General features: G+C 48.9%; 19 protein-coding genes. 15 read left to right on the forward strand and 4 right to left on the reverse strand.

The window, feature by feature from the left end:
- Positions 1-466 precede the first annotated feature (466 nt).
- The 8 genes from putP (at position 467) to astE (ending at position 10,945) form a co-directional block, all read left to right on the forward strand.
- A complete protein-coding gene (putP, locus tag IO95_RS15085) occupies positions 467-1,951 on the forward strand; it encodes a sodium/proline symporter PutP (protein ID WP_023491501.1) in 1,485 nt (494 codons plus the stop codon).
- A 652-nt stretch (positions 1,952-2,603) separates the two neighbouring features.
- The gene (phoH, locus tag IO95_RS15090) at positions 2,604-3,392 is read left to right on the forward strand and encodes a phosphate starvation-inducible protein PhoH (protein ID WP_023491503.1); all 789 of its coding nucleotides are present in this window, start codon (positions 2,604-2,606) and stop codon (positions 3,390-3,392) included.
- 272 nt (positions 3,393-3,664) lie between these two features.
- A complete protein-coding gene (locus IO95_RS15095; RefSeq protein ID WP_023491504.1) occupies positions 3,665-4,363 on the forward strand; it encodes a gamma-glutamylcyclotransferase in 699 nt (232 codons plus the stop codon).
- Positions 4,364-4,787: 424 nt separating this feature from the next.
- The gene (locus IO95_RS15100) at positions 4,788-6,002 is read left to right on the forward strand and encodes an aspartate aminotransferase family protein (RefSeq protein WP_023491506.1); all 1,215 of its coding nucleotides are present in this window, start codon (positions 4,788-4,790) and stop codon (positions 6,000-6,002) included.
- A 51-nt stretch (positions 6,003-6,053) separates the two neighbouring features.
- Positions 6,054-7,085, forward strand: a complete 1,032-nt coding sequence (gene astA / locus IO95_RS15105) for an arginine N-succinyltransferase (RefSeq protein WP_023491507.1) — start codon at positions 6,054-6,056, stop codon at positions 7,083-7,085.
- Positions 7,085-8,557, forward strand: coding sequence for a succinylglutamate-semialdehyde dehydrogenase (gene astD, locus IO95_RS15110; protein WP_023491508.1), 1,473 nt, complete (start codon positions 7,085-7,087; stop codon positions 8,555-8,557). Before astA ends, astD begins: the two co-directional genes overlap by 1 nt.
- Positions 8,558-8,580: 23 nt before the next feature.
- Positions 8,581-9,921, forward strand: coding sequence for an N-succinylarginine dihydrolase (gene astB / locus IO95_RS15115; protein WP_023491509.1), 1,341 nt, complete (start codon positions 8,581-8,583; stop codon positions 9,919-9,921).
- A gap of 13 nt (positions 9,922-9,934) precedes the next feature.
- Entirely contained in the window at positions 9,935-10,945 is a 1,011-nt protein-coding gene (gene astE, locus IO95_RS15120; RefSeq protein ID WP_023491510.1) for a succinylglutamate desuccinylase, read from the forward strand.
- A 57-nt stretch (positions 10,946-11,002) separates the two neighbouring features.
- Here astE and IO95_RS15125 read toward each other — a convergent pair whose 3' ends face one another.
- Positions 11,003-11,389, reverse strand: a complete 387-nt coding sequence (locus IO95_RS15125) for a helix-turn-helix domain-containing protein (protein WP_023491511.1) — start codon at positions 11,387-11,389, stop codon at positions 11,003-11,005.
- Between the two features lie 693 nt (positions 11,390-12,082).
- Between IO95_RS15125 and cbpA the strand changes: the two genes are divergently transcribed.
- The 5 genes from cbpA (at position 12,083) to IO95_RS15155 (ending at position 16,039) form a co-directional block, all read left to right on the forward strand.
- On the forward strand, positions 12,083-13,018 hold the full coding sequence (gene cbpA / locus IO95_RS15135) for a curved DNA-binding protein (protein ID WP_023491513.1): 936 nt from the start codon (positions 12,083-12,085) through the stop codon (positions 13,016-13,018).
- Entirely contained in the window at positions 13,018-13,320 is a 303-nt protein-coding gene (cbpM, locus tag IO95_RS15140; protein WP_023491514.1) for a chaperone modulator CbpM, read from the forward strand. Before cbpA ends, cbpM begins: the two co-directional genes overlap by 1 nt.
- A gap of 147 nt (positions 13,321-13,467) precedes the next feature.
- On the forward strand, positions 13,468-13,743 hold the full coding sequence (locus IO95_RS15145; RefSeq protein ID WP_023491516.1) for a YebO family protein: 276 nt from the start codon (positions 13,468-13,470) through the stop codon (positions 13,741-13,743).
- A gap of 171 nt (positions 13,744-13,914) precedes the next feature.
- Positions 13,915-14,919, forward strand: a complete 1,005-nt coding sequence (locus IO95_RS15150; RefSeq protein ID WP_023491517.1) for an MBL fold metallo-hydrolase — start codon at positions 13,915-13,917, stop codon at positions 14,917-14,919.
- Positions 14,920-15,139: 220 nt separating this feature from the next.
- Positions 15,140-16,039, forward strand: a complete 900-nt coding sequence (locus IO95_RS15155; RefSeq protein ID WP_023491518.1) for a LysR family transcriptional regulator — start codon at positions 15,140-15,142, stop codon at positions 16,037-16,039.
- Here the strand turns inward: IO95_RS15155 and IO95_RS15160 are convergent.
- On the reverse strand, positions 16,036-16,644 hold the full coding sequence (locus tag IO95_RS15160; protein WP_023491519.1) for a LysE family translocator: 609 nt from the start codon (positions 16,642-16,644) through the stop codon (positions 16,036-16,038). The genes IO95_RS15155 and IO95_RS15160 overlap by 4 nt on opposite strands.
- A gap of 1,210 nt (positions 16,645-17,854) precedes the next feature.
- Between IO95_RS15160 and IO95_RS24245 the strand changes: the two genes are divergently transcribed.
- Together IO95_RS24245 and cspE are read left to right on the forward strand one after the other, a co-directional pair.
- The gene (locus IO95_RS24245; protein ID WP_152554949.1) at positions 17,855-17,992 is read left to right on the forward strand and encodes a DUF2627 domain-containing protein; all 138 of its coding nucleotides are present in this window, start codon (positions 17,855-17,857) and stop codon (positions 17,990-17,992) included.
- Between the two features lie 19 nt (positions 17,993-18,011).
- Positions 18,012-18,221, forward strand: a complete 210-nt coding sequence (cspE, locus tag IO95_RS15165; RefSeq protein WP_002221949.1) for a transcription antiterminator/RNA stability regulator CspE — start codon at positions 18,012-18,014, stop codon at positions 18,219-18,221.
- A 117-nt stretch (positions 18,222-18,338) separates the two neighbouring features.
- Here cspE and pgeF read toward each other — a convergent pair whose 3' ends face one another.
- Both pgeF and IO95_RS15175 read right to left on the reverse strand, forming a co-directional pair.
- A complete protein-coding gene (gene pgeF / locus IO95_RS15170; RefSeq protein ID WP_051791260.1) occupies positions 18,339-19,049 on the reverse strand; it encodes a peptidoglycan editing factor PgeF in 711 nt (236 codons plus the stop codon).
- Positions 19,050-19,059: 10 nt separating this feature from the next.
- A partial coding sequence (locus IO95_RS15175; protein WP_037385993.1) for an integrase core domain-containing protein occupies positions 19,060-19,432 on the reverse strand: 373 nt, incomplete at its 5' end.

The following is a 19,432-nucleotide window of genomic DNA, read 5'->3' on the forward strand; positions in this document are numbered from 1 at the left end:
TAGAGAGTAGATGCTGTCAAATATCCAGCATGTTGCAACCTTGTGCAACCTTGTTAAAAAATGATTTATTGAAATGTGAGTTAAATCGTATATTCGCCGCAAGAGGCGATAGCGGCATGGCGACTACTGATATTGGTTACAGAATATTTATATTTGTTAATCATAGGGATAAATAAGTGCAACTTATTGGGTCATTAATCGGTGCAACCAGGGAAGTGAGTAAATGTGACGTAGAGTAAATTTCCTGTTTATTTTTTGTTAAATACCTTGTTGGTTATGAATTCATTCAACTAGGATAGCCAGCGTTGAGGTCATAACAAAAGAAACACGATTCATCCACTGCTTATCGCCATGCTTTACCTTCCGGGGCATGGGGCGATGAAATAGATAACATAAAAAACCCGAGTTTCTGTTGCCAGCTAAGTGAGGCAACGGCAAGTAGCGGGGAAAAAGAATGGAGAGTTGCATGATAATGAACACACCTATGTTAGTGACCTTTTTGGTTTACATTTTCGGGATGATATTGATCGGTTTGCTTGCCTATCGAGCCACCAAGAATTTCGATGATTACATCTTGGGGGGGCGCCGGTTGGGGAGTGTGGTGACCGCATTGTCCGCTGGGGCATCAGATATGAGTGGTTGGTTGCTGATGGGGTTGCCGGGCGCCATTTTTCTTTCTGGTATTTCAGAAAGTTGGATAGCTATCGGGTTGACCATTGGCGCTTACTTCAACTGGAAGTTAGTGGCGGGGCGCTTGCGTGTGCATACAGAAGCCAATAATAATGCGCTGACCTTACCGGACTATTTCACCAGTCGTTTTGAAGATAAAAGTAAGCTACTACGCGTGATTTCCGCGATCGTCATTCTGCTGTTTTTCACTATCTATTGTGCATCGGGGATTGTTGCTGGTGCTCGCTTGTTTGAAAGTACCTTTGGTATGAGTTACCAAACTGCTCTGTGGGCCGGTGCTGCCGCGACAATATTGTATACCTTTATTGGTGGGTTTCTGGCAGTAAGCTGGACAGATACGGTGCAAGCCAGTCTGATGATTTTTGCGCTGATCCTCACACCGGTGATGGTTATCTTCGCCGTCGGTGGCATCGACAGTTCCATCTTGGTCATTGGTGATAAAAACCCTGCCAATCTGGATATGATGAAGGGGCTGAATTTAGTGGCCATCTTGTCATTGTTGGGCTGGGGGCTGGGTTATTTTGGTCAGCCACATATTCTGGCGCGTTTTATGGCGGCAGATTCTCATCATACCATCCGTAATGCGCGTCGTATCAGTATGACCTGGATGGTGCTATGCCTGGCGGGGACCATTGCTGTGGGTTTCTTCGGTATTGCCTATTTTGCCAATAACCCGGCGCAGGCGGGTAATGTGTCACAAAATGGCGAACGGGTATTTATTGAGTTGGCGATGTTGCTGTTCAATCCATGGATTGCCGGTATTCTGCTGTCTGCGATCCTGGCAGCGGTAATGAGTACTTTGAGTTGCCAACTGCTGGTCTGTTCCAGCGCTATCACCGAGGATTTGTATAAAGCCTTCTTCCGTAACGGTGCCAGTCAGCGTGAGCTGGTATGGGTGGGCCGTGTGATGGTGTTGGTCGTGGCGCTGGTGGCTATCGCCCTGGCTTCTAATCCAGAGAACCGCGTGCTGGGTCTGGTGAGTTATGCCTGGGCAGGTTTTGGCGCGGCATTTGGTCCGGTGGTGTTGATTTCAGTAATGTGGCCACGTATGACCCGCAATGGGGCCTTGGCGGGGATGCTGGTTGGGGCGATTACAGTGATTGTCTGGAAACAGTATGCCTGGTTGAATCTCTATGAAATTATTCCAGGTTTTCTGTTTGGCAGTATCGCGATTGTGTTGGTGAGCTTGATGGGGCGTAAACCTTCAGCCAGCATAACCCAGCGTTTTGAACAAGCCGAAGCGCAATTTAAAACGGTGTGAGTGGTGCGCGGCCTGGCCGCGCCAGATGCCAGTGTATTCAAGTTGCTGCTAACCCGGTGGCAACTTGACTAATAATCCATCGTGGCGGAAGGGGCGTTACTTGGATTTATTTACCCGATTTTAATCTGCGCACTTTAGTGACATTGTTCATGTTGAGCAGAGGAAAATAGGTCGAAAACACAGCGTGTATAAATTATCATCAAATAATATTTTTTTTACATTTTAGTAACGCAAGGCGTTTGAATGTCATTATACTGTAATCAACGGGCGGTAGTTTTCATATGATGTACAGTGTAACGCTGCATAATCATGACGAGGATCACTATGGTCAAGTCCTTGGTTGGGCGACAAACAACAAAAAATACACCTTCCCTGATTTCTCGTTGTAACGAGGGCGCACACTTCGACCCTCAATTTTTGACCCACTCCCGGTCTCTATTACCTTCTGACTCGACTCACTTGCTGTTTTATATTTCACATCATCTACAGGGTTCGATGAAGAAATACGGTTCGCTCTGGCCCGTAACTATTCACGTTATTTTATCGGCAAATACTGGCTCTAAAGGAGAGCAAAACCTCATCCGTGTGTGAAACATAATCGCGCAGTATCTGATATTGCTGCGGTAGGTGAAACAAACTGTAAGGTGCCACTATGGGAAGACAGAAAGCAGTAATCAAAGCACGCCGTGAAGCTAAACGCGTAATTCGCCGTGATACACGTAGCCATCGCCAGCGTGAAGAAGAGAGCGTCACTTCGCTAGTACAAATGGGGGGCGTTGAATCCATCGGAATGGCCCGTGACTGTCGTGATAATTCTACCATTGAGGCGAGAACGGAAGCTCAAGCTCATTACTTATCAGCCATAGAAAATAAACAGTTAATCTTTGCCGTCGGTGAGGCGGGTTGTGGCAAAACCTACATTAGTGCCGCCAAAGCAGCTGATGCACTGATACATAAAGAGGTCGAACGAATTATTGTTACTCGGCCGGTGCTACAAGCAGATGAAGACCTTGGTTTTTTGCCTGGCGATATCTCTGAGAAGTTTGCTCCTTATTTCCGGCCAGTGTATGACATTCTGCTACGCCGTTTGGGGTCGTCGTTTATGCAATATTGCTTGCGACCGGAAATTGGTAAAGTGGAGATTGCGCCTTTTGCTTATATGCGTGGGCGTACCTTCGAAAATGCCGTGGTGATCCTGGATGAAGCTCAGAACGTCACAGCCAGCCAGATGAAGATGTTCCTGACACGTTTGGGTGAGAATGTGACAGTCATTGTTAATGGCGATATTACCCAATGCGATTTGCCGCGAGGAGTCAAATCGGGTCTGAGTGATGCGCTGGCGCGCTTTGCTGAGGATGAGTTGATCGGTATTATCCAGTTTGATAAACAGGACTGTGTACGTTCCATTTTGTGCCAACGTACACTCAATGCTTACAGTTAATCAGCTTTAACTGCATGGCCGCAACGGAAACGTTGCGGCTATTTCAATTGTTTACTTATTTTTATCAGACGTGATTTGTCAACGAGACGAAATATTTTATTGCATAAATTTTTATATTAACGCGCTTGCTTAACTTGATTAGGTGGTTAGAAAAGAATAGGGTTATCGATAGAGTAAATACGTTGAATTAATATTTTCTGGATTCAACAATAAATTGCCATTTCACAGTAGTAAGGGAGTAGAACAAAACTATTTCCAGGAGGTCGTAAGCGGTGTTAACCAGAGATTTTCTGCAGAAGGCGGATTGTAAAACAGCATTTGGTGCTATTGATGAGTCGTTGTTGCTGACAGCAGAACAGCGTTCAGCCTCATTGGCGCAAACCCTTGCCCAGCGCCCAGCCAACAGCCCGGTATGGGTTTTCGGCTATGGTTCGCTGATGTGGAATCCGATATTTGAAGCAGAAGAAGTCCGTCCTGCCATTTTAAAGGGGTGGCACCGGGAGTTTTGCCTGCGTTTAACTGCCGGGCGCGGCACTCCGCATCAACCCGGGCGTATGTTGGCGCTGCAAGAGGGCGGGCAAACCACGGGGTTAGCTTTCCGCTTGCCGGAACATAACGTACAGGAAGAGCTAGAGTTATTGTGGAAGCGTGAAATGCTCACCGATTGTTATCTGCCAATCTGGTGTGATTTGACGTTGCAGGAGCATGGCCAGGTGGCCAATGCCTTGGTCTTTGTCATGAATTCACAGCATCCTCTGTTTGAGGCTGATACCTGTCATCAAGTCATCGCTCCTTTAATCGCCTCCGCCAGCGGTCCACTGGGCAGCAACGCGCAATACCTGTTTGCCTTGGACAATGAACTGAAACAGCATGGAATGAAAGATGACTGTATTGGTGAGTTGGTGAACACGGTGCGCCAGTGGCTACAGCAAAATAGCACCGGTATGCTGGGTAGTGAAGCCACGGCGTAAGTAAGCAATTAACTCCCCTCCGGTAACCAAGCCGCTGAAAGCTCAGGATCAGCGGCTTGTGAGTATCAATAAAAAAATAATTTTCACTTGCATAGAATATCGCCATTAATGACGATTTCAGCCCTTGTTTTTGCCATTATTAATTACCAATGCATAACTATTGCATAATTATGCAATATAACTCTTTGTTTTTACAGCAAAAATTAAAAAAATTGGCTAAAAACTAAAGCTGGCTTCTTGCGCTACTCTACACTTACCTCTATAGCATGGTGATTTTAACCATTAATTAACATTTCCTTTTCGTTCTGAATGTATGCCAGCGTTGCTCTACCGGCCATGGAACTGAGTTATCGATAGCCTGAGGCCGAGGAAAATTGAAGCAAGCGCGACCTCAGAACGAGGGGGTGAAGATGAGGCACCTATTATGGAACAACCCATTGCAGTAACTCGCCAAGCTTTCGATGACTGGATGGTCCCGGTTTATGCGCCTGCTGATTTTATTCTGGTGCGGGGCGAAGGCTCTCAAGTTTGGGATCAACAAGGGCGGAATTATATCGACTTTGCCGGAGGTATTGCAGTGAATGCCCTGGGGCATGCACATCCACAAGTGAAAGCCGCCTTGTTGGAACAGGCTGACAAGTTGTGGCATCTGGGCAATGGCTACACCAACGAGCCGGTGTTGCGCCTGGCAAAACAGCTGATTGACGCGACCTTTGCTGACAAGGTCTTTTTTTGCAACTCCGGGGCAGAGGCCAATGAAGCGGCGCTGAAACTGGCGCGCAAATATGCCTTGGATAATGGCGCTAGTGGGAAAAACCAGATAGTGGCGTTTAACAATGCCTTCCATGGCCGCACATTATTTACGGTTTCTGCTGGCGGTCAGCCAAAGTATTCACAAGATTTTGCTCCGCTGCCTGCGGGCATTATTCATACGCCGTTTAACGATTTGGCGGCCGCCGCTGAAGTGATTAATCAACATACCTGTGCGGTTATTGTTGAGCCTATCCAGGGGGAAGGCGGTGTCTTACCGGCTGACCTGCAGTTCCTGCAAGGGTTACGTGAATTGTGTGACCGCCACGGGGCGTTATTGATTTTTGACGAGGTGCAAACCGGCATGGGACGCACCGGATATCTGTACGCTTATATGAAGTATGGTGTGGTGCCTGATGTGTTGACCACCGCCAAGGCGTTGGGGGGAGGTTTTCCGATTGGGGCGATGCTAACTACCGACAGATTGGCGAAAACCCTGAATGTGGGGAGCCATGGCACCACCTATGGTGGCAATCCATTGGCGACAGCGGTGGCAGGGGCGGTATTCAAACTGATCAATACCCCGCAACTACTTGATGGGGTGAAACTACGCCACCAGTGGTTTGTTGAAAGGTTGAATAACATCAACCAGCAATATCCTCTGTTTGCCGAAATTCGCGGGGCAGGATTATTAATTGGTTGTGTGTTGAATCAGAATTATGCGGGCAAAGCCAAACAACTTACGCAATTGGCTAATGAAGAGGGGGTGATAGCGTTAATCGCCGGTCCCGATGTGGTGCGCTTTACCCCGTCACTGATTATCCCGGAGCAAGATGTGCAGGAAGGGCTAGTGCGGTTTGAGCGGGCGGTGGCGCGAATTTGCTGCTAATCATGGGGCGGTGCCGAGTAGGCACCGCCGATAACCATTGAGGTGAGTATTATGATGATTATTCGCCCTATAGAGCGCCGTGACCTAGCTGATTTACTGACCCTAGCGGGTAAATCGGGGGTTGGTCTCACCTCGTTGCCACAGAACGAAGATACCTTATCGGCTCGTATTGAACGGGCATTAAAAACCTGGCAGGGCGAACTGCCGAAAGGCGAACAGTGCTATCTGTTTGTGATGGAAGATACTGAGCGCCAACAGGTGGTTGGGGTCAGCGCCATCGAAGTGGCGGTGGGACTCAGTGAGCCCTGGTACAGTTTTCGTGTCGGGACACAGGTACATGCGTCAAAACAGCTTAATGTCTATAAATCGATACCTACGCTGTTTTTGAGTAATGACCATACCGGCCATTCGGAGTTATGTACCCTGTTTCTCGACCCCGATTACCGTAATGGCGAGAATGGCAAATTGTTGTCAAAGGTACGTTTCCTGTTTATGGCCGCTTTTCGCAACCATTTTTCACATAAAGTGATCGCCGAGATGCGTGGTTTTTCCGATGAGCAGGGCCGTTCACCCTTTTGGGAAAGCGTAGGGCGTCACTTTTTTTCTATTGAGTTCGCCAAGGCAGACTATTTGAGTGGTACTGGGCAGAAAGCGTTTATTGCGGAATTGATGCCAAAGCATCCGCTCTATGTGGAGTTTTTGGCTGAGGATGCGCAAAAAGTGATTGGTGAGGTGCATCCTCATACCGCGCCAGCACGTAAACTGCTGGAAGCTGAGGGGCTGCGCTATCAGGGGTATGTCGATATTTTTGATGGTGGCCCGACGCTCGAAGCGGAGATTGACGAAATCCGCAGCGTGAAATTAAGTAAATTGGTGAAAGTGATGGTGGATGATGGCGGTTATTCTCCCTCCGGGTCAACGTACCTGGTGGCGAATGATAGCTATGACCATTATCGCGCATTGTTGGTGCATGGCGAACTGGACAATGAACACCTGCGCATCAACGCCGAGACAGCAGCGTTGTTGGGGGTTGAACAAGGGGGCGCTGTGTGGGCCATCAAGCTTATTCAGGAGAAAGTATAATGTCACATCCTGCACTACTGATTAATGGTTGCTGGCAGACAGGCCAGGGAGCACTGCTCCATAAAAGTGATCCTATGGATAACCAACCCTTGTGGCACGCCAATGGGGCGGATAGTGCGGATGTGGCAGCGGCTTGTGCCGCAGCGCGTAGCGCCTTTCCAGCTTGGGCGCGCACGCCATTTGAACAGCGTGAACAATTATTAAAACGTTTTGCGGCGCTGCTAGAACAGCACAAACAGTTAGTGGCTGAAACCATCAGCCGTGAAACCAGCAAACCGCGCTGGGAAACCTTGACCGAAGTGCAGGCGATGATCGGTAAAGTGAGCATTTCATTGCAGGCTTACCAAACACGTACCGGGGTTACCACCGCAGCCATGGCGGATGCAACTTCGGTGATCCGCCACCGCCCCCATGGCGTACTGGCGGTCTTTGGGCCCTATAATTTCCCGGGGCATTTACCCAATGGTCATATCGTTCCGGCACTATTAGCTGGGAACACGGTGGTATTCAAGCCCAGTGAGCTCACCCCGTTGACGGCGGAAGTGACTCTGAAACTGTGGTTGGAGGCAGGCTTACCCCCTGGCGTGATCAACTTGTTGCAAGGGGGGCGTGAAACCGGCGAATTACTGGCAGCCAGCCGAGATATTGACGGCTTGCTGTTTACCGGCAGCGCCAATACTGGTTATCACCTGCATCGCCAACTGGCAGGGCAACCAGAAAAAATCCTGGCGTTGGAGATGGGGGGCAACAATGCCCTGATTATCGAACAGGTAGTAGACTGTGATGCCACGGTGAATCTGGCCATTCAGTCTGCGTTTATTTCCGCTGGCCAGCGCTGTACCTGCGCGCGTCGTATTTTGGTCAAACGTGGGCCAGAAGGGGATGCCTTTATTGAACGCCTGGTCAAGGTAACGGCGGCGCTGCGTATTGGGCGTTGGGATGCTGAACCAGCGCCATTTATCGGGGGGGTAATCTCCTTGGCGGCGGCAGACAGAATGTTACAGGCTCAGCAGCAGCTTTTGGCTCTGGGGGCGCGTCCTTTATTGACCATGAAACGCTTGGCGGATAACAGTACGCTGTTAACTCCGGCGATTCTTGATGTTACCGATGTGGTGGAGGTACCGGATGAAGAGTACTTCGGTCCACTGACCACCATTATCCGTTACGACGACTTTAGCGAGGCACTGCACATTGCCAATAATACCCGTTATGGTTTGGCGATGGGGTTGGTTTCCCCGCAACGGCAGCAGTTTGAACAACTGTTACTGGAGGCGCGGGCGGGTATTGTGAACTGGAATAAACCGTTGACCGGGGCCTCCAGCGCTGCCCCATTCGGTGGTGTCGGCGCTTCCGGTAATCACCGGCCAAGCGCCTTTTATGCGGCAGATTATTGTGCATGGCCGATGGCTTCGCTGGAAAGTGCTGAACTGCTGATGCCAGCAAGTGTGTCCCCGGGCCTACTGTTTGATTGATCGCCCCAAGATGGGAGAGAAAAATGTTGGGATATGAAGTCAATTTTGATGGGCTGGTGGGTTTGACCCATCACTATGCGGGGTTGTCGTTCGGTAACGAGGCATCAACCCTGCACAGTAACAGTGTCTCCAACCCCAAGTTAGCCGCCAAACAAGGGCTGCTGAAAATGAAAGCCTTGGCAGACTTGGGCTTTCAACAAGGCGTTTTGCCGCCACAAGAGCGGCCCCATCTCCCTACACTGCGTAAACTGGGCTTTAGTGGCAGCGATGAACAGATCTTGGTGCAGGCGATGCGTACCGCTCCGCGCTTGCTTTCTGCCCTCAGTTCCGCCTCTTCAATGTGGACAGCTAACGCCGCTACCGTTTCGCCCTCGGCAGATAGTCGGGATGGCAAGGTGCATTTTACCGCAGCGAATTTGAACAATAAATTTCACCGGGCCATCGAGGCTGAAACCACCTCAGCGGTGTTACGTGCCATTTTTAACGATGACCGCTATTTTGCCCACCATGACGCTTTGCCCTCGGTAGCGCTCTTTGGCGATGAGGGAGCCGCCAATCATAACCGCCTGGGGAAGGACTATGCCAAGCCTGGGGTGCAACTCTTTGTTTATGGTAAGCAGGAGTTTGGTGGGGAAAGTGGCCCAGTGCGCTATCCGGCCCGTCAGACCCGGGAGGCCAGCGAGGCGATTGCTCGCTTGCATCAGTTGAATGAACCACAAACGCTGTTTTTGCAACAAAACCCAGCCGTGATCGACCAAGGGGTATTCCATAACGACGTCATTGCGGTGAGCAACCAGCAGGTGCTTTTTTACCATCAACAAGCATTCCTCCATGCGCAGCAGGGGCTAGAACAACTACGCCGCAAAATGGCCTCGGTCGAGGCGGAATTAGTGGCGATTGAAGTCCCCACCTCCCGTGTCAGTGTGGCCGATGCCGTGGGCACTTACTTGTTTAACAGCCAGATCCTCACCAAACAGAATGGCAAAATGATGATTATCGTGCCGGAAGAGTCGCGTCAGCACGCTGCGGTGTGGCACTACCTGAATGAGATAGTCACCAGCGGCGGCCCAATTGATGAAATCAAGGTGTTCACTCTGCGAGAGAGTATGCGCAATGGTGGCGGGCCGGCTTGTCTGCGCTTACGGGTGGCGATGAATGAGGCTGAACTCCAGGCCGTGAACCCCGGTGTGATGATGGATGATTGCTTGTTTAGCAGGCTGAATGAGTGGGTCGATCACTACTATCGCGACCGTCTGACCGCGAGCGATCTGGCTGATCCTCTGTTATTGCTTGAGGGACGAGAGGCACTGGACACATTGACATCGATTCTTGGGCTCGGTTCGATTTACGCCTTTCAGCAATAACGGAGGAAAGCCGATGGACCTATTAGCCCTGACTTTGGCAGCTAAGCCCCCCGGTCATACCAGGGGGGAAACCACCACATTACGTTGGCAGTGGCTCGGGGAAGGGCTGCTGGAGCTCTGCCCAGTACAGGGTTATCAGCAAGCAGTGGTGATCTCAGCCGGCATCCATGGTAATGAAACCGCCCCCATCGAGTTGCTCAATCAATTGGTGGAGGAGCTAATCCAGGGCATCAGGCCATTGGCGGTGCGTCTGCTGGTGGTACTGGGCAACCCAATGGCGATGCGTGCCAATAAACGCTACCTGACACAGGATATTAATCGGCTGTTTGGTGGCCGTTATCGCCAATGTTCTCTCACTGAGGAGAGTGCGCGGGTGCAACAGTTGGAACAGGTGGTCAGCGCTTTTTTTAACGGCGAAGGGGCGGGACGGGTTCATTACGATCTTCATACTGCCATCCGCGCGTCACTGTACCCGCGCTTTGCTCTGCTGCCTTATCAGCAAACCGCTTATAACCCGGCCATGCTCGCCTGGCTGGAGGCCGCAGAATTGGATGCGTTGGTGATCCATCAAGCAGCGGGGGGGACATTTAGCCATTTTACCTGTGAACATCTGCAAGTGGCCAGTTGTACCCTTGAGTTAGGCAAAGCCCGGCCATTTGGTGATAACGACCTGCGGCAGTTTAGTGCTATCAATGGGGCACTACAGGCGTTAATCAGTGGGCAGCCTTTACCAATAGGCCGCCAGGCACCGATAAGTGTTTTTCGTGTTGAACAATCCATTATCAAGCGCAGTGAAGCCTTTAGCCTCTATTTAAGCGATGATACCGCCAACTTTACCCCGCTCGCGCAAGGTAGCTTACTGTATGAACAGCCGGGAGAGAGCTACCAGGTTCCCTATGCCAATGCACGGATATTATTCCCCAACCCCAATGTCGCGCTGGGCTTACGGGCGGGCATGATAGTGACGGAAGTGCCACGTGACAGGCTCTTTCCTTCTCTTAATGACGGCCATTACTGTGAGTAGCTAGATGCTGAGCGACGCAATAGGATGAAGGCTTCTTGGTTAGTTGAATAATGCGCATCAGGGCATTTTTTGATAAATCACATGGAGCGGTGGCGCGATAGGGAGATCAAGGCTTGGATCCTGGCGGAAATCATAGGGCGTGATATTGAAGCGTTTTCTGAACATATAGGTAAAGTGCGACTGTGAGCCGAAGCCAAAGTCCAACGCAATATCGAAAATTGGCGCATCACTGCTACGCAGTTGATACACCGCCCCAGCGAGACGACGTTCGCGGATATATTTGCCCAGTGAAATCCCGGTCGCCTCTTTGAACAGTTTCTGCATATGCCAGAGCGAGTAGCCGGAGTAAGCGGCCAACTCTTCAAGATGGATCACACGCCCGAGATGGGTTTCAACCCATTTACTGAGCGCGCAGACTAATGAGAGATGATGTGCCTGTATCAATAGATTTACCCAGTTGCCGATGTCGTGATTAAAACCAGTCGTTATGCAACCTGCTGTTATAGGTTGTTACTTAGCCTACCTGACCGAGCTCGGGTTGTCACCTTGGGGCAGCAAAACGGCACATTGACCAGTTGTTTGAACCACACAAGATCACCCAACACTATTTGGGTAAAAGTGAAAAAACAGCTAATCTGAAAGAGTGAAAGTGATCGTGGCCTACCTACAGTCTTGGCCTGAAAGATCAATCAGCACCACAGAGTGCCCCGTAACAACGTTATGTTGAAGAGGTAATCACATGCTAATAACTATGATTGTTACTCTTTTTGTCATCGTCGGAGTCGTTGCTTTTATGGCAATGCCAGTGATGGAGGTTAATCATAAGGTAGGCATCGGAGGTAAAGAGCGGTGAAACCAGAGAACAACCTACCCAGTAAATTAATTGAATAATGGCGTGCTCGGGTAGGGTACGTCATTATCACTTCAACAGACCGCTGATATAATCGCGGTGTCCTTGATGTCAGTCCGCAACGCGCATCCACTTGGGTATATACTCGTTGTATTCCGAGTTGCGAAGGTGTTGACTAGGCTCAGCATTTTAATCATCGGATGCGTTATGCTGTAGGTTGTTGGATAACCGGGTATACCAACCTTGGCTTTACTTTTCTTCGCTTTGGCTAACGAGATAATAATATTATGGAAATGAAGGATTATTATGCCATTTTAGGGGTTAAACCCTCAGATGATATCAAAGCCATCAAAACGGCTTATCGACGGTTGGCGCGTAAGTATCACCCAGATGTCAGTACTGAAGCGGATGCCGAAGCACGGTTTAAAGAGGTCGCGGAAGCCTATGAAGTACTGAAAGATAGTGAGCGCCGAGCAGAATATGATGAGTTGCTAAAACACCGCAATGATCCTGACTTTGGTCGCAGGGCGTATCGTGAGGCTCATCATGGAGACAGTGGTAACGCTGAAGACTTCTCCGATATTTTTGCCTCTATGTTTGGTCAGCGTTCGCGGACCAACCAGCAACACCACCATCAACGTGCCGCTCGTGGTCAGGACGTTGAAATTGCTGCGGCTATGTTCCTGGAAGAAACACTCAAAGAACAGACCAGAACGTTGAGTTATAACGTCCCGGTATACAACGCCTTTGGCTTGGTCGAGGAAGAGAAAGCCAAGACGCTCAATGTCAAGATCCCGGCAGGGGTCATGGATGGCGAACGTATCCGGGTGAAAGGTCAGGGCGTTCCTGGGGTTAATGGTGGGGCCAACGGTGATCTGTATCTGATTATCAAACTCGCGCCACACCCGTTGTTTGAGGTGATGGGGCATGATCTGGAGATTATCCTGCCGCTGGCACCTTGGGAAGCCGCTTTAGGAACCAAAGTATCCTTGCCCACCCTGTCGGACAATATCTTGCTGACAATTCCCGCAGGCAGTCAGGCCGGGCAACGTTTGCGCGTTAAAGGGAAGGGCCTGGTCAGCAAAAAAGAGACCGGCAATTTATATGCGGTAATCAAGATTGTTATGCCAGCAAAACCAGACGACAAGAGTGCTGCGCTCTGGCAGCAACTGGCTGAGGCAAATCCGGTTTTTGATCCGCGCACCGTATGGAGTAAAGCATAATGGCTAGCATACAGATAACACTTACCATTACTGAGTTTTGCCTGCATACGGGCGTGACGGAGCCTGAACTGCAGGAGGTCGTTGGGTTAGGGGTGATTGAGCCCTGTGACCTGAATAGTGATAACTGGTTATTTGATGACCGAGCTTTGGTGGCATTCAATCGAGCTCAGCGGTTACAACGAGAACTTGACCTGGATTGGCCAGGCATTGCGGTAGCGCTGGAACTCTTGGGTGAAATTGATAGATTGCGCAAACATAACAATCAGTTACGTAATCGTCTTGAACGTTTTATTGCTCAGTAATCAGCGAAGTACACCCGGGTATTTAATCACCCGGGTTGCTGTTGCCGTGGGTAAATATGATAGGTAGTGATGCAAATGACGTTGGGAACGGCACCGGTGTTGGCAACAGCGTAGTTTGAATAAATTAGGTTAGCGATAAGGTTGTTTATGTTTGATTTAGTTTTTAGCCCATCCGGCCTGATGTCCATCGTGATGGGGGGAGTAGCCGCATTATTGGGTTTGTGGGTCTGGTTTTTGGTTAACCGTGCGAGCGTGCGTGCCAATGAGCAGATTGTTTTGTTGCAACAGATTGTTGAACAACAGCGTCAACAAACTACGCTATTGAAAATGCAGTTGCAGGGTAATCAGGGCGAAGATAGGCACCATGATGATGATGAGCTCAACCCCGCATTAAGCTATAAAGACGTTATCCCGGAGCGTTAACCAGTTCGACTTATTTCACGTATTTATTGCCTCTTACCGAGTTAAATGCTAAAAAATTGCCATAGATAAAATTATTAATTGGTAATAGCCATAAATGGCTTGATGTTCAATGTGATGGCTATACCAAGTGGTTAGGTCGAGTAACGTAGCCGATGGTCGGAAGAGGTATGAATGAAGAAGAATAATAAATATTACGATGCCAGCAAGGCGCATCATACCCCTTGGGGGTTTACCAATCCTGAACCATCACTGCGTAAAGCTGGGGATCTCAAACGTTGGCAGGATCAACGTAAAAAGCAGGGGCTGCCCAAACCGCCACAAGCGGGGTATGAACAATTTATCCAACAGTGGTGGCAAGCCGCCGATCTCAGTGGTGATCATGATAGCATTTGGTGGCTGGGGCATGCCTCTATACTGCTGCGCTTGGGGGGCCGTTATGTGTTAATTGATCCGGTGCTGTCATCACGGGCATCACCGGTGAATTTTTATGGCCCAAAGCGTAAAACACCCCCGCCGTTAACAGTGCAACAATTACCAACGATAGATGTGGTGCTTATTTCACATAACCATTATGACCACCTGGATCGATTGACCATCAGTGAACTGACCAAACGTTTTCGCGGTATTACCTTTGTTGTTCCTTTGGGGCTTAAGCAGTGGTTTAGTCATTATCCCGCTAAGCGGGTGGTTGAATTGGACTGGTGGGATAGTTTCACGCTGGATACAACCACGTTTTATGCGACACCAGCACGCCATTGGAGTATGCGTACCCCTTGGGATCATAACCATTCGCTATGGTGTGGTTGGGTGATACACCACCCTGAATTACGTTTTTATTTCACCGGAGATACTGGCTACAGTGAGCGATTGGTAGAAATAGGCACCCGTCTTGGGCCGTTCGATATTGCTGCCTTGCCCATTGGAGCCTATGCACCGAGGTGGTTTATGCAAGAGAAGCATATGGATCCCCAACACTCGGTGCGGTTATATCAACAATTAAATCAGCCCCGGGTTATTCCAATGCATTGGGGCGTTTTTGAATTAGCGGATGAGTCGTTGGATGAACCTCCGCAGCAATTAATGCAGGCGTTAAGTGATGCAGGGCTGGAACAGCATAATTTTGATCTAATGAAGATTGGTCAGCGGCTCGACGTTAAGTGTGTTCCTAACGAATAGGCTAAAGTTCGAATACCTTAGGTATTGCCAAGCCATTAACCACGGGGTGCATAATCGTGCTACGGATGGGTATGATGCAGGCTGCCGATGATAAACATCTGCCTAACAGAAATCAAAATCTCATTTTTCCTGAAAACGCAGAATACTCAAAGAGTAACCGTATAGCTTAATGGGCAATATATTCGGCTTTTAAGACTTTTTCCTCATAGGGAGTGTGGGAATGATTGAAGATATACGCTATTTGATCGTATTCGCGAAGATCGCCGAAGTTGGTTCTATTTCTGGTGGTGCGGAAGCCTTGGGTATATCGACGGCAACGGCTAGCCTGCATCTCTCCAAGCTGGAAAAGAGTTTATGCAGTGCACTGCTTTATCGAAATACGCGCAAGCTGGTATTGACCCATGATGGCACTAGCCTTCTCGAAACGGCCAAGTCGATGCTGGAGTTGTACGAGAAAGGTGTCATCGAGTTTAAACGACGTTCCGTATCGACCAAGAAAAATCTGCGGATCTCTATTCCCGCTGTGTTTATCAACAGTGAATTTACTCGACACATCGCGACATTCATCAAAAAGCACCCGGAAATCATTTTGAGTATTTCCTGCGATGATAACCGCAATGACATCATTTCAGAGGGTATTGACGTCGCTTTCAGAATTGGCGAGCTGCCGGATAGCTCATTGAAGGCGCGACACCTGTTTTTGTTGCCTCGCCGTGTCATTGCAGCTAAGGAATACCTGGCAGAATTCAAGTCAGCCACGCACCCTAGAGACTTGGCACATATGAAGTGGATCGGTCTTACCATGCGGCCAAGCACACGACTATTCCGGCACAAGGAAAGCGGCGAAGAAGTAGAGATCAAATATACCCCACATATCCATGTGGACAATGTCGAGCTGTCCTATCAGCTTGCCAAGCTAAAGGTTGGATTAGCGGCACCACCGACTTACCTGAGTGATCAAGGGATCAGTAACGGAGAGGTTATCGCCGTCCTACCAGAATGGACGCTGGAGCCACTGAGGGTATATGCAGTTTGGCCACTGAATATGTCTACCAGTAGTGCTGCCTATACCCTCATTAATGCCATCTATGACTCATTTAATTCAGGCTTGCAGAACTAGTGAGCGGTGTAAAACTGCAAATAAAGCATGTAGAGGGCGGTTAAGATGAGCATACCGCCCATGACGAGGTTGAAGATACGGATACGCAGTACGCTGTTGAGAATAATTGAGACTCGGTCTCCCAGTACAGCCCAAGCAGCGAGCGATAAGTAGCAGATGACGAAGTAAATAACGATGAAAGTGAACAGCGTAGTATGTGTCTGCGGGGTGGAAAATAGCACCGCGCCAGAAGCACAGGCAATCCAAGCTTTTGCGTTTAACCACTGGAGTAGGAAACCCTGTATGAAGTTGGGAACATCGCCTTTCTCCACGATCAGCTCAGGATGCGACGAGGCAATTTTGTAGCCGACATAGATAATAAAAGCCGATCCAGCCATGGTGAGGTATTGGAAAAATACCTGATAGTTCTCAATCATCCCAATGAACCAAAAACCGACGAAAACCAGTAAAAGAGTGAAACCGATAGTCGCCCCAGAGACAAACGGCAAGGTCTGCCAGAAACCGTGGTTAGCACCAGAGGCAATGATCACCATATTTACCGGACCCGGTGAGATAGACATGCTCAGTGCAAACATGCCCATTGCAAAAATCATCCCAAACTCCATTTTTTCTCCATGGTTTTATTAAAATCCGGCCATCCCGACTTCGACAGCTTTAGCTAGACAAGCCGGCGTGACCAAGTTCTCCAGCGAGATAAAGTGGTTGGCATAGGCAGGCCGTTTTGCAGGTTTCGCAGCGCGTCCTTCCTCGGCGTTCTTGCTGAAGCCGGCAGATTGATAGGCGTGAAGGGATGATACAAAGGAAAGGTGCATTGCATTAATAGGGGATAATCTAAAGCTGATTTAGATTTTTACAACTTGACATACAGTGTTATACGGGGTGGCTAGTGGTGAAGATCGCTGTAACTTAAGGTTTTTGTCAAATAACTCGAATTATTTTGTATACACCTGTGATACTTCAAATTGCTTGAAACGATTGTTGAGCCTGAGATACACGGTACAAGCGCACTTAGGGCGATCTGGCGGCGGGCTACGACCCTTTCAGCACGCTTTCCCTAATAACAGACTGGGTCAAGCAACTTCAAGTTATTCGGCTATATATAGCGCGTAATAGTGAGCAGCATAATTAAAACTCAGAAATAGCAATATTTTCCGCTAGTCAAAAGGGTTATTTCCAGCTGGTGGCGATGACTATTATCAACTCGATATTTAAAATCATTTATCTGCGGGCGGGCGCAATAACCACGGTTCAAATGATATCAGAGGGATAAGCAGGTGGGTATCCGTGGCCATGCAAAGGAATATTTAGCACAACTGCACCTTGGCCATCGTTGAATTTAGAACATTTGTATGGTTATGCGTTAGTAGGCTGATCAGCAGAGTGATAGCTGACTGCAATCTACAGCAGATTGCGCAGGTACTAGCTTGTTATCGCTAGGGTTGATATGAAAAGCTCCGATCAGTACAGCATTCATCTGCCCGATCATCCAAATTCAAATGTTGTCATTAACACGTGATAATCATTCAAATTTTTTTACGCATTTTCTCTGTCAGAGTATTGCTCGATGGTTAAAAAGAATCGATATTGACATGGGGTGTGGAGGGTTAACAACGCGAGTAGAAGTGAAGTCTGGCATGTTTTCTTTACAAAGCAGAAAATAGCAAAGGCTTCAACCTCTTTTAACCTATTTAATCTATTATTGACCTTAACCGTTTTAAATATGTGCGACATGTCCATCAGTGATTAAAAATGGCTTGCCATCGTTTACAGAGTATGTAATAACGCACTTGGGTAAAAAGAGGTACAGTTCTGTATATGTGTGGCATTTTCAGTAAAGAAGTTCAGAGTAAAGATGTTAGCGTTGAATATCGCTTCTCTGCCGATCCTGATCTTAGTGCCTCAGCAGTAACGACTCTAGTTTGTCTGTGTAACGCCCCTGGGCGGTTTAAATAATCTAAAGGAAATACTCAAGATGGCAAAGATCAAAGGTCAAGTGAAGTGGTTCAACGAGTCTAAAGGCTTCGGTTTCATCACCCCGGCTGATGGCAGCAAAGACGTGTTCGTACACTTCTCTGCAATTCAGGGTAATGGCTTCAAAACCCTGGCAGAAGGCCAAAACGTTGAATTCGAAATCCAAGATGGCCAGAAAGGCCCATCTGCAGTAAACGTTACTGCTATCTAATCAGCGCAAGCTGTACAAAAAACCCGCATAACGTGCGGGTTTTTTCGTATCTGCCGCCTAAGTTTATTGCCAGGCTGCTGGATGATGAACTTAGCCAAAGCAGACTCTCTCATCATCTTACTGATTGATAATAATACCAGAATACTGATTACGACCTTTGATCCCCGGGTGTGTTGGGTCTTGTTCACGCCGATGACTATTACGCCGATAACTGGTGTATTTAAAGCGCCTGGCAAGGGCCGGGTCGTCATTGGGGGTACAGATAGTGCAACTGCCCACCCGGTCGACGGCCGCAAATCCCAACGCGGTGAGTTTAGCTTCAGCAATAGCGGCCAAATCCAGGTGGCGATAGCTCGGGCTGATCATGGTAGCGGGGAAGGGCAAGAGTTGTTGAAAATTATTGATAAGATCTTCGTTCACCTCATAACAGCAAACACCTGCCGCCGGGCCGATAGCCGCTACCCAGTTACTGGTACTGTCCTCCAGGCTAATACGCTGAGCCATCTGTTCCAAAATACCCTCCAGCAGACCGCGCCAACCCGCATGTACCACTGCAATGGCTTGGCCATCTTTACGGCAGAAGATCACCGGCAGGCAATCAGCGGTTAATACGCTGAGCAAGATCCCTGGTTCTCGGGTAAAAAAGCCATCGGCTTCACCACAGGCTTGCAAAGGGTGGTGAACATCGACAATACGCGTACCATGTACCTGCTTGGTTGCGGGCCTAGTGCTGCAATATGGTTGTAAAGGTATTGGCAGTTGGGCACTTTTACTGCCGAAACCATGAGTGACGCCAGGAATTGTTCTTGACCCGCCATCTCCAGACAGCTTTTGTATCTTAAGTTAACGATGCCCGCTGGCGTCGGTATTCTCTCGGGGAGTGATATCCCAACGCACTATGCGGATGACTTTCATTGTAATGATTGAACGCCGCCGCAAGATTCTGCAGTGCCGTTCTCACATTCGGTTTTGGCATGAACGCGATGTAGTCTTCCTTCATCGTTTTCACGAACCGCTCTGCCATTCCGTTACTTTGCGGGCTACTTACTGCTGTTGTACACGGTTCCAGATTCAACTCTCTGGCGAACTTCCTTGTGTCATGCGCGGTGTACGCTGAACCGTTATCCGTCAGCCACTGCACCGGTTTAGCCGGAAGACTGTCACCGAAGCGCTTTTCCACGGCTCTCAGCATCACATCCTGAACAGTAATG

It is taken from the genome of Serratia sp. DD3, from assembly GCF_000496755.2.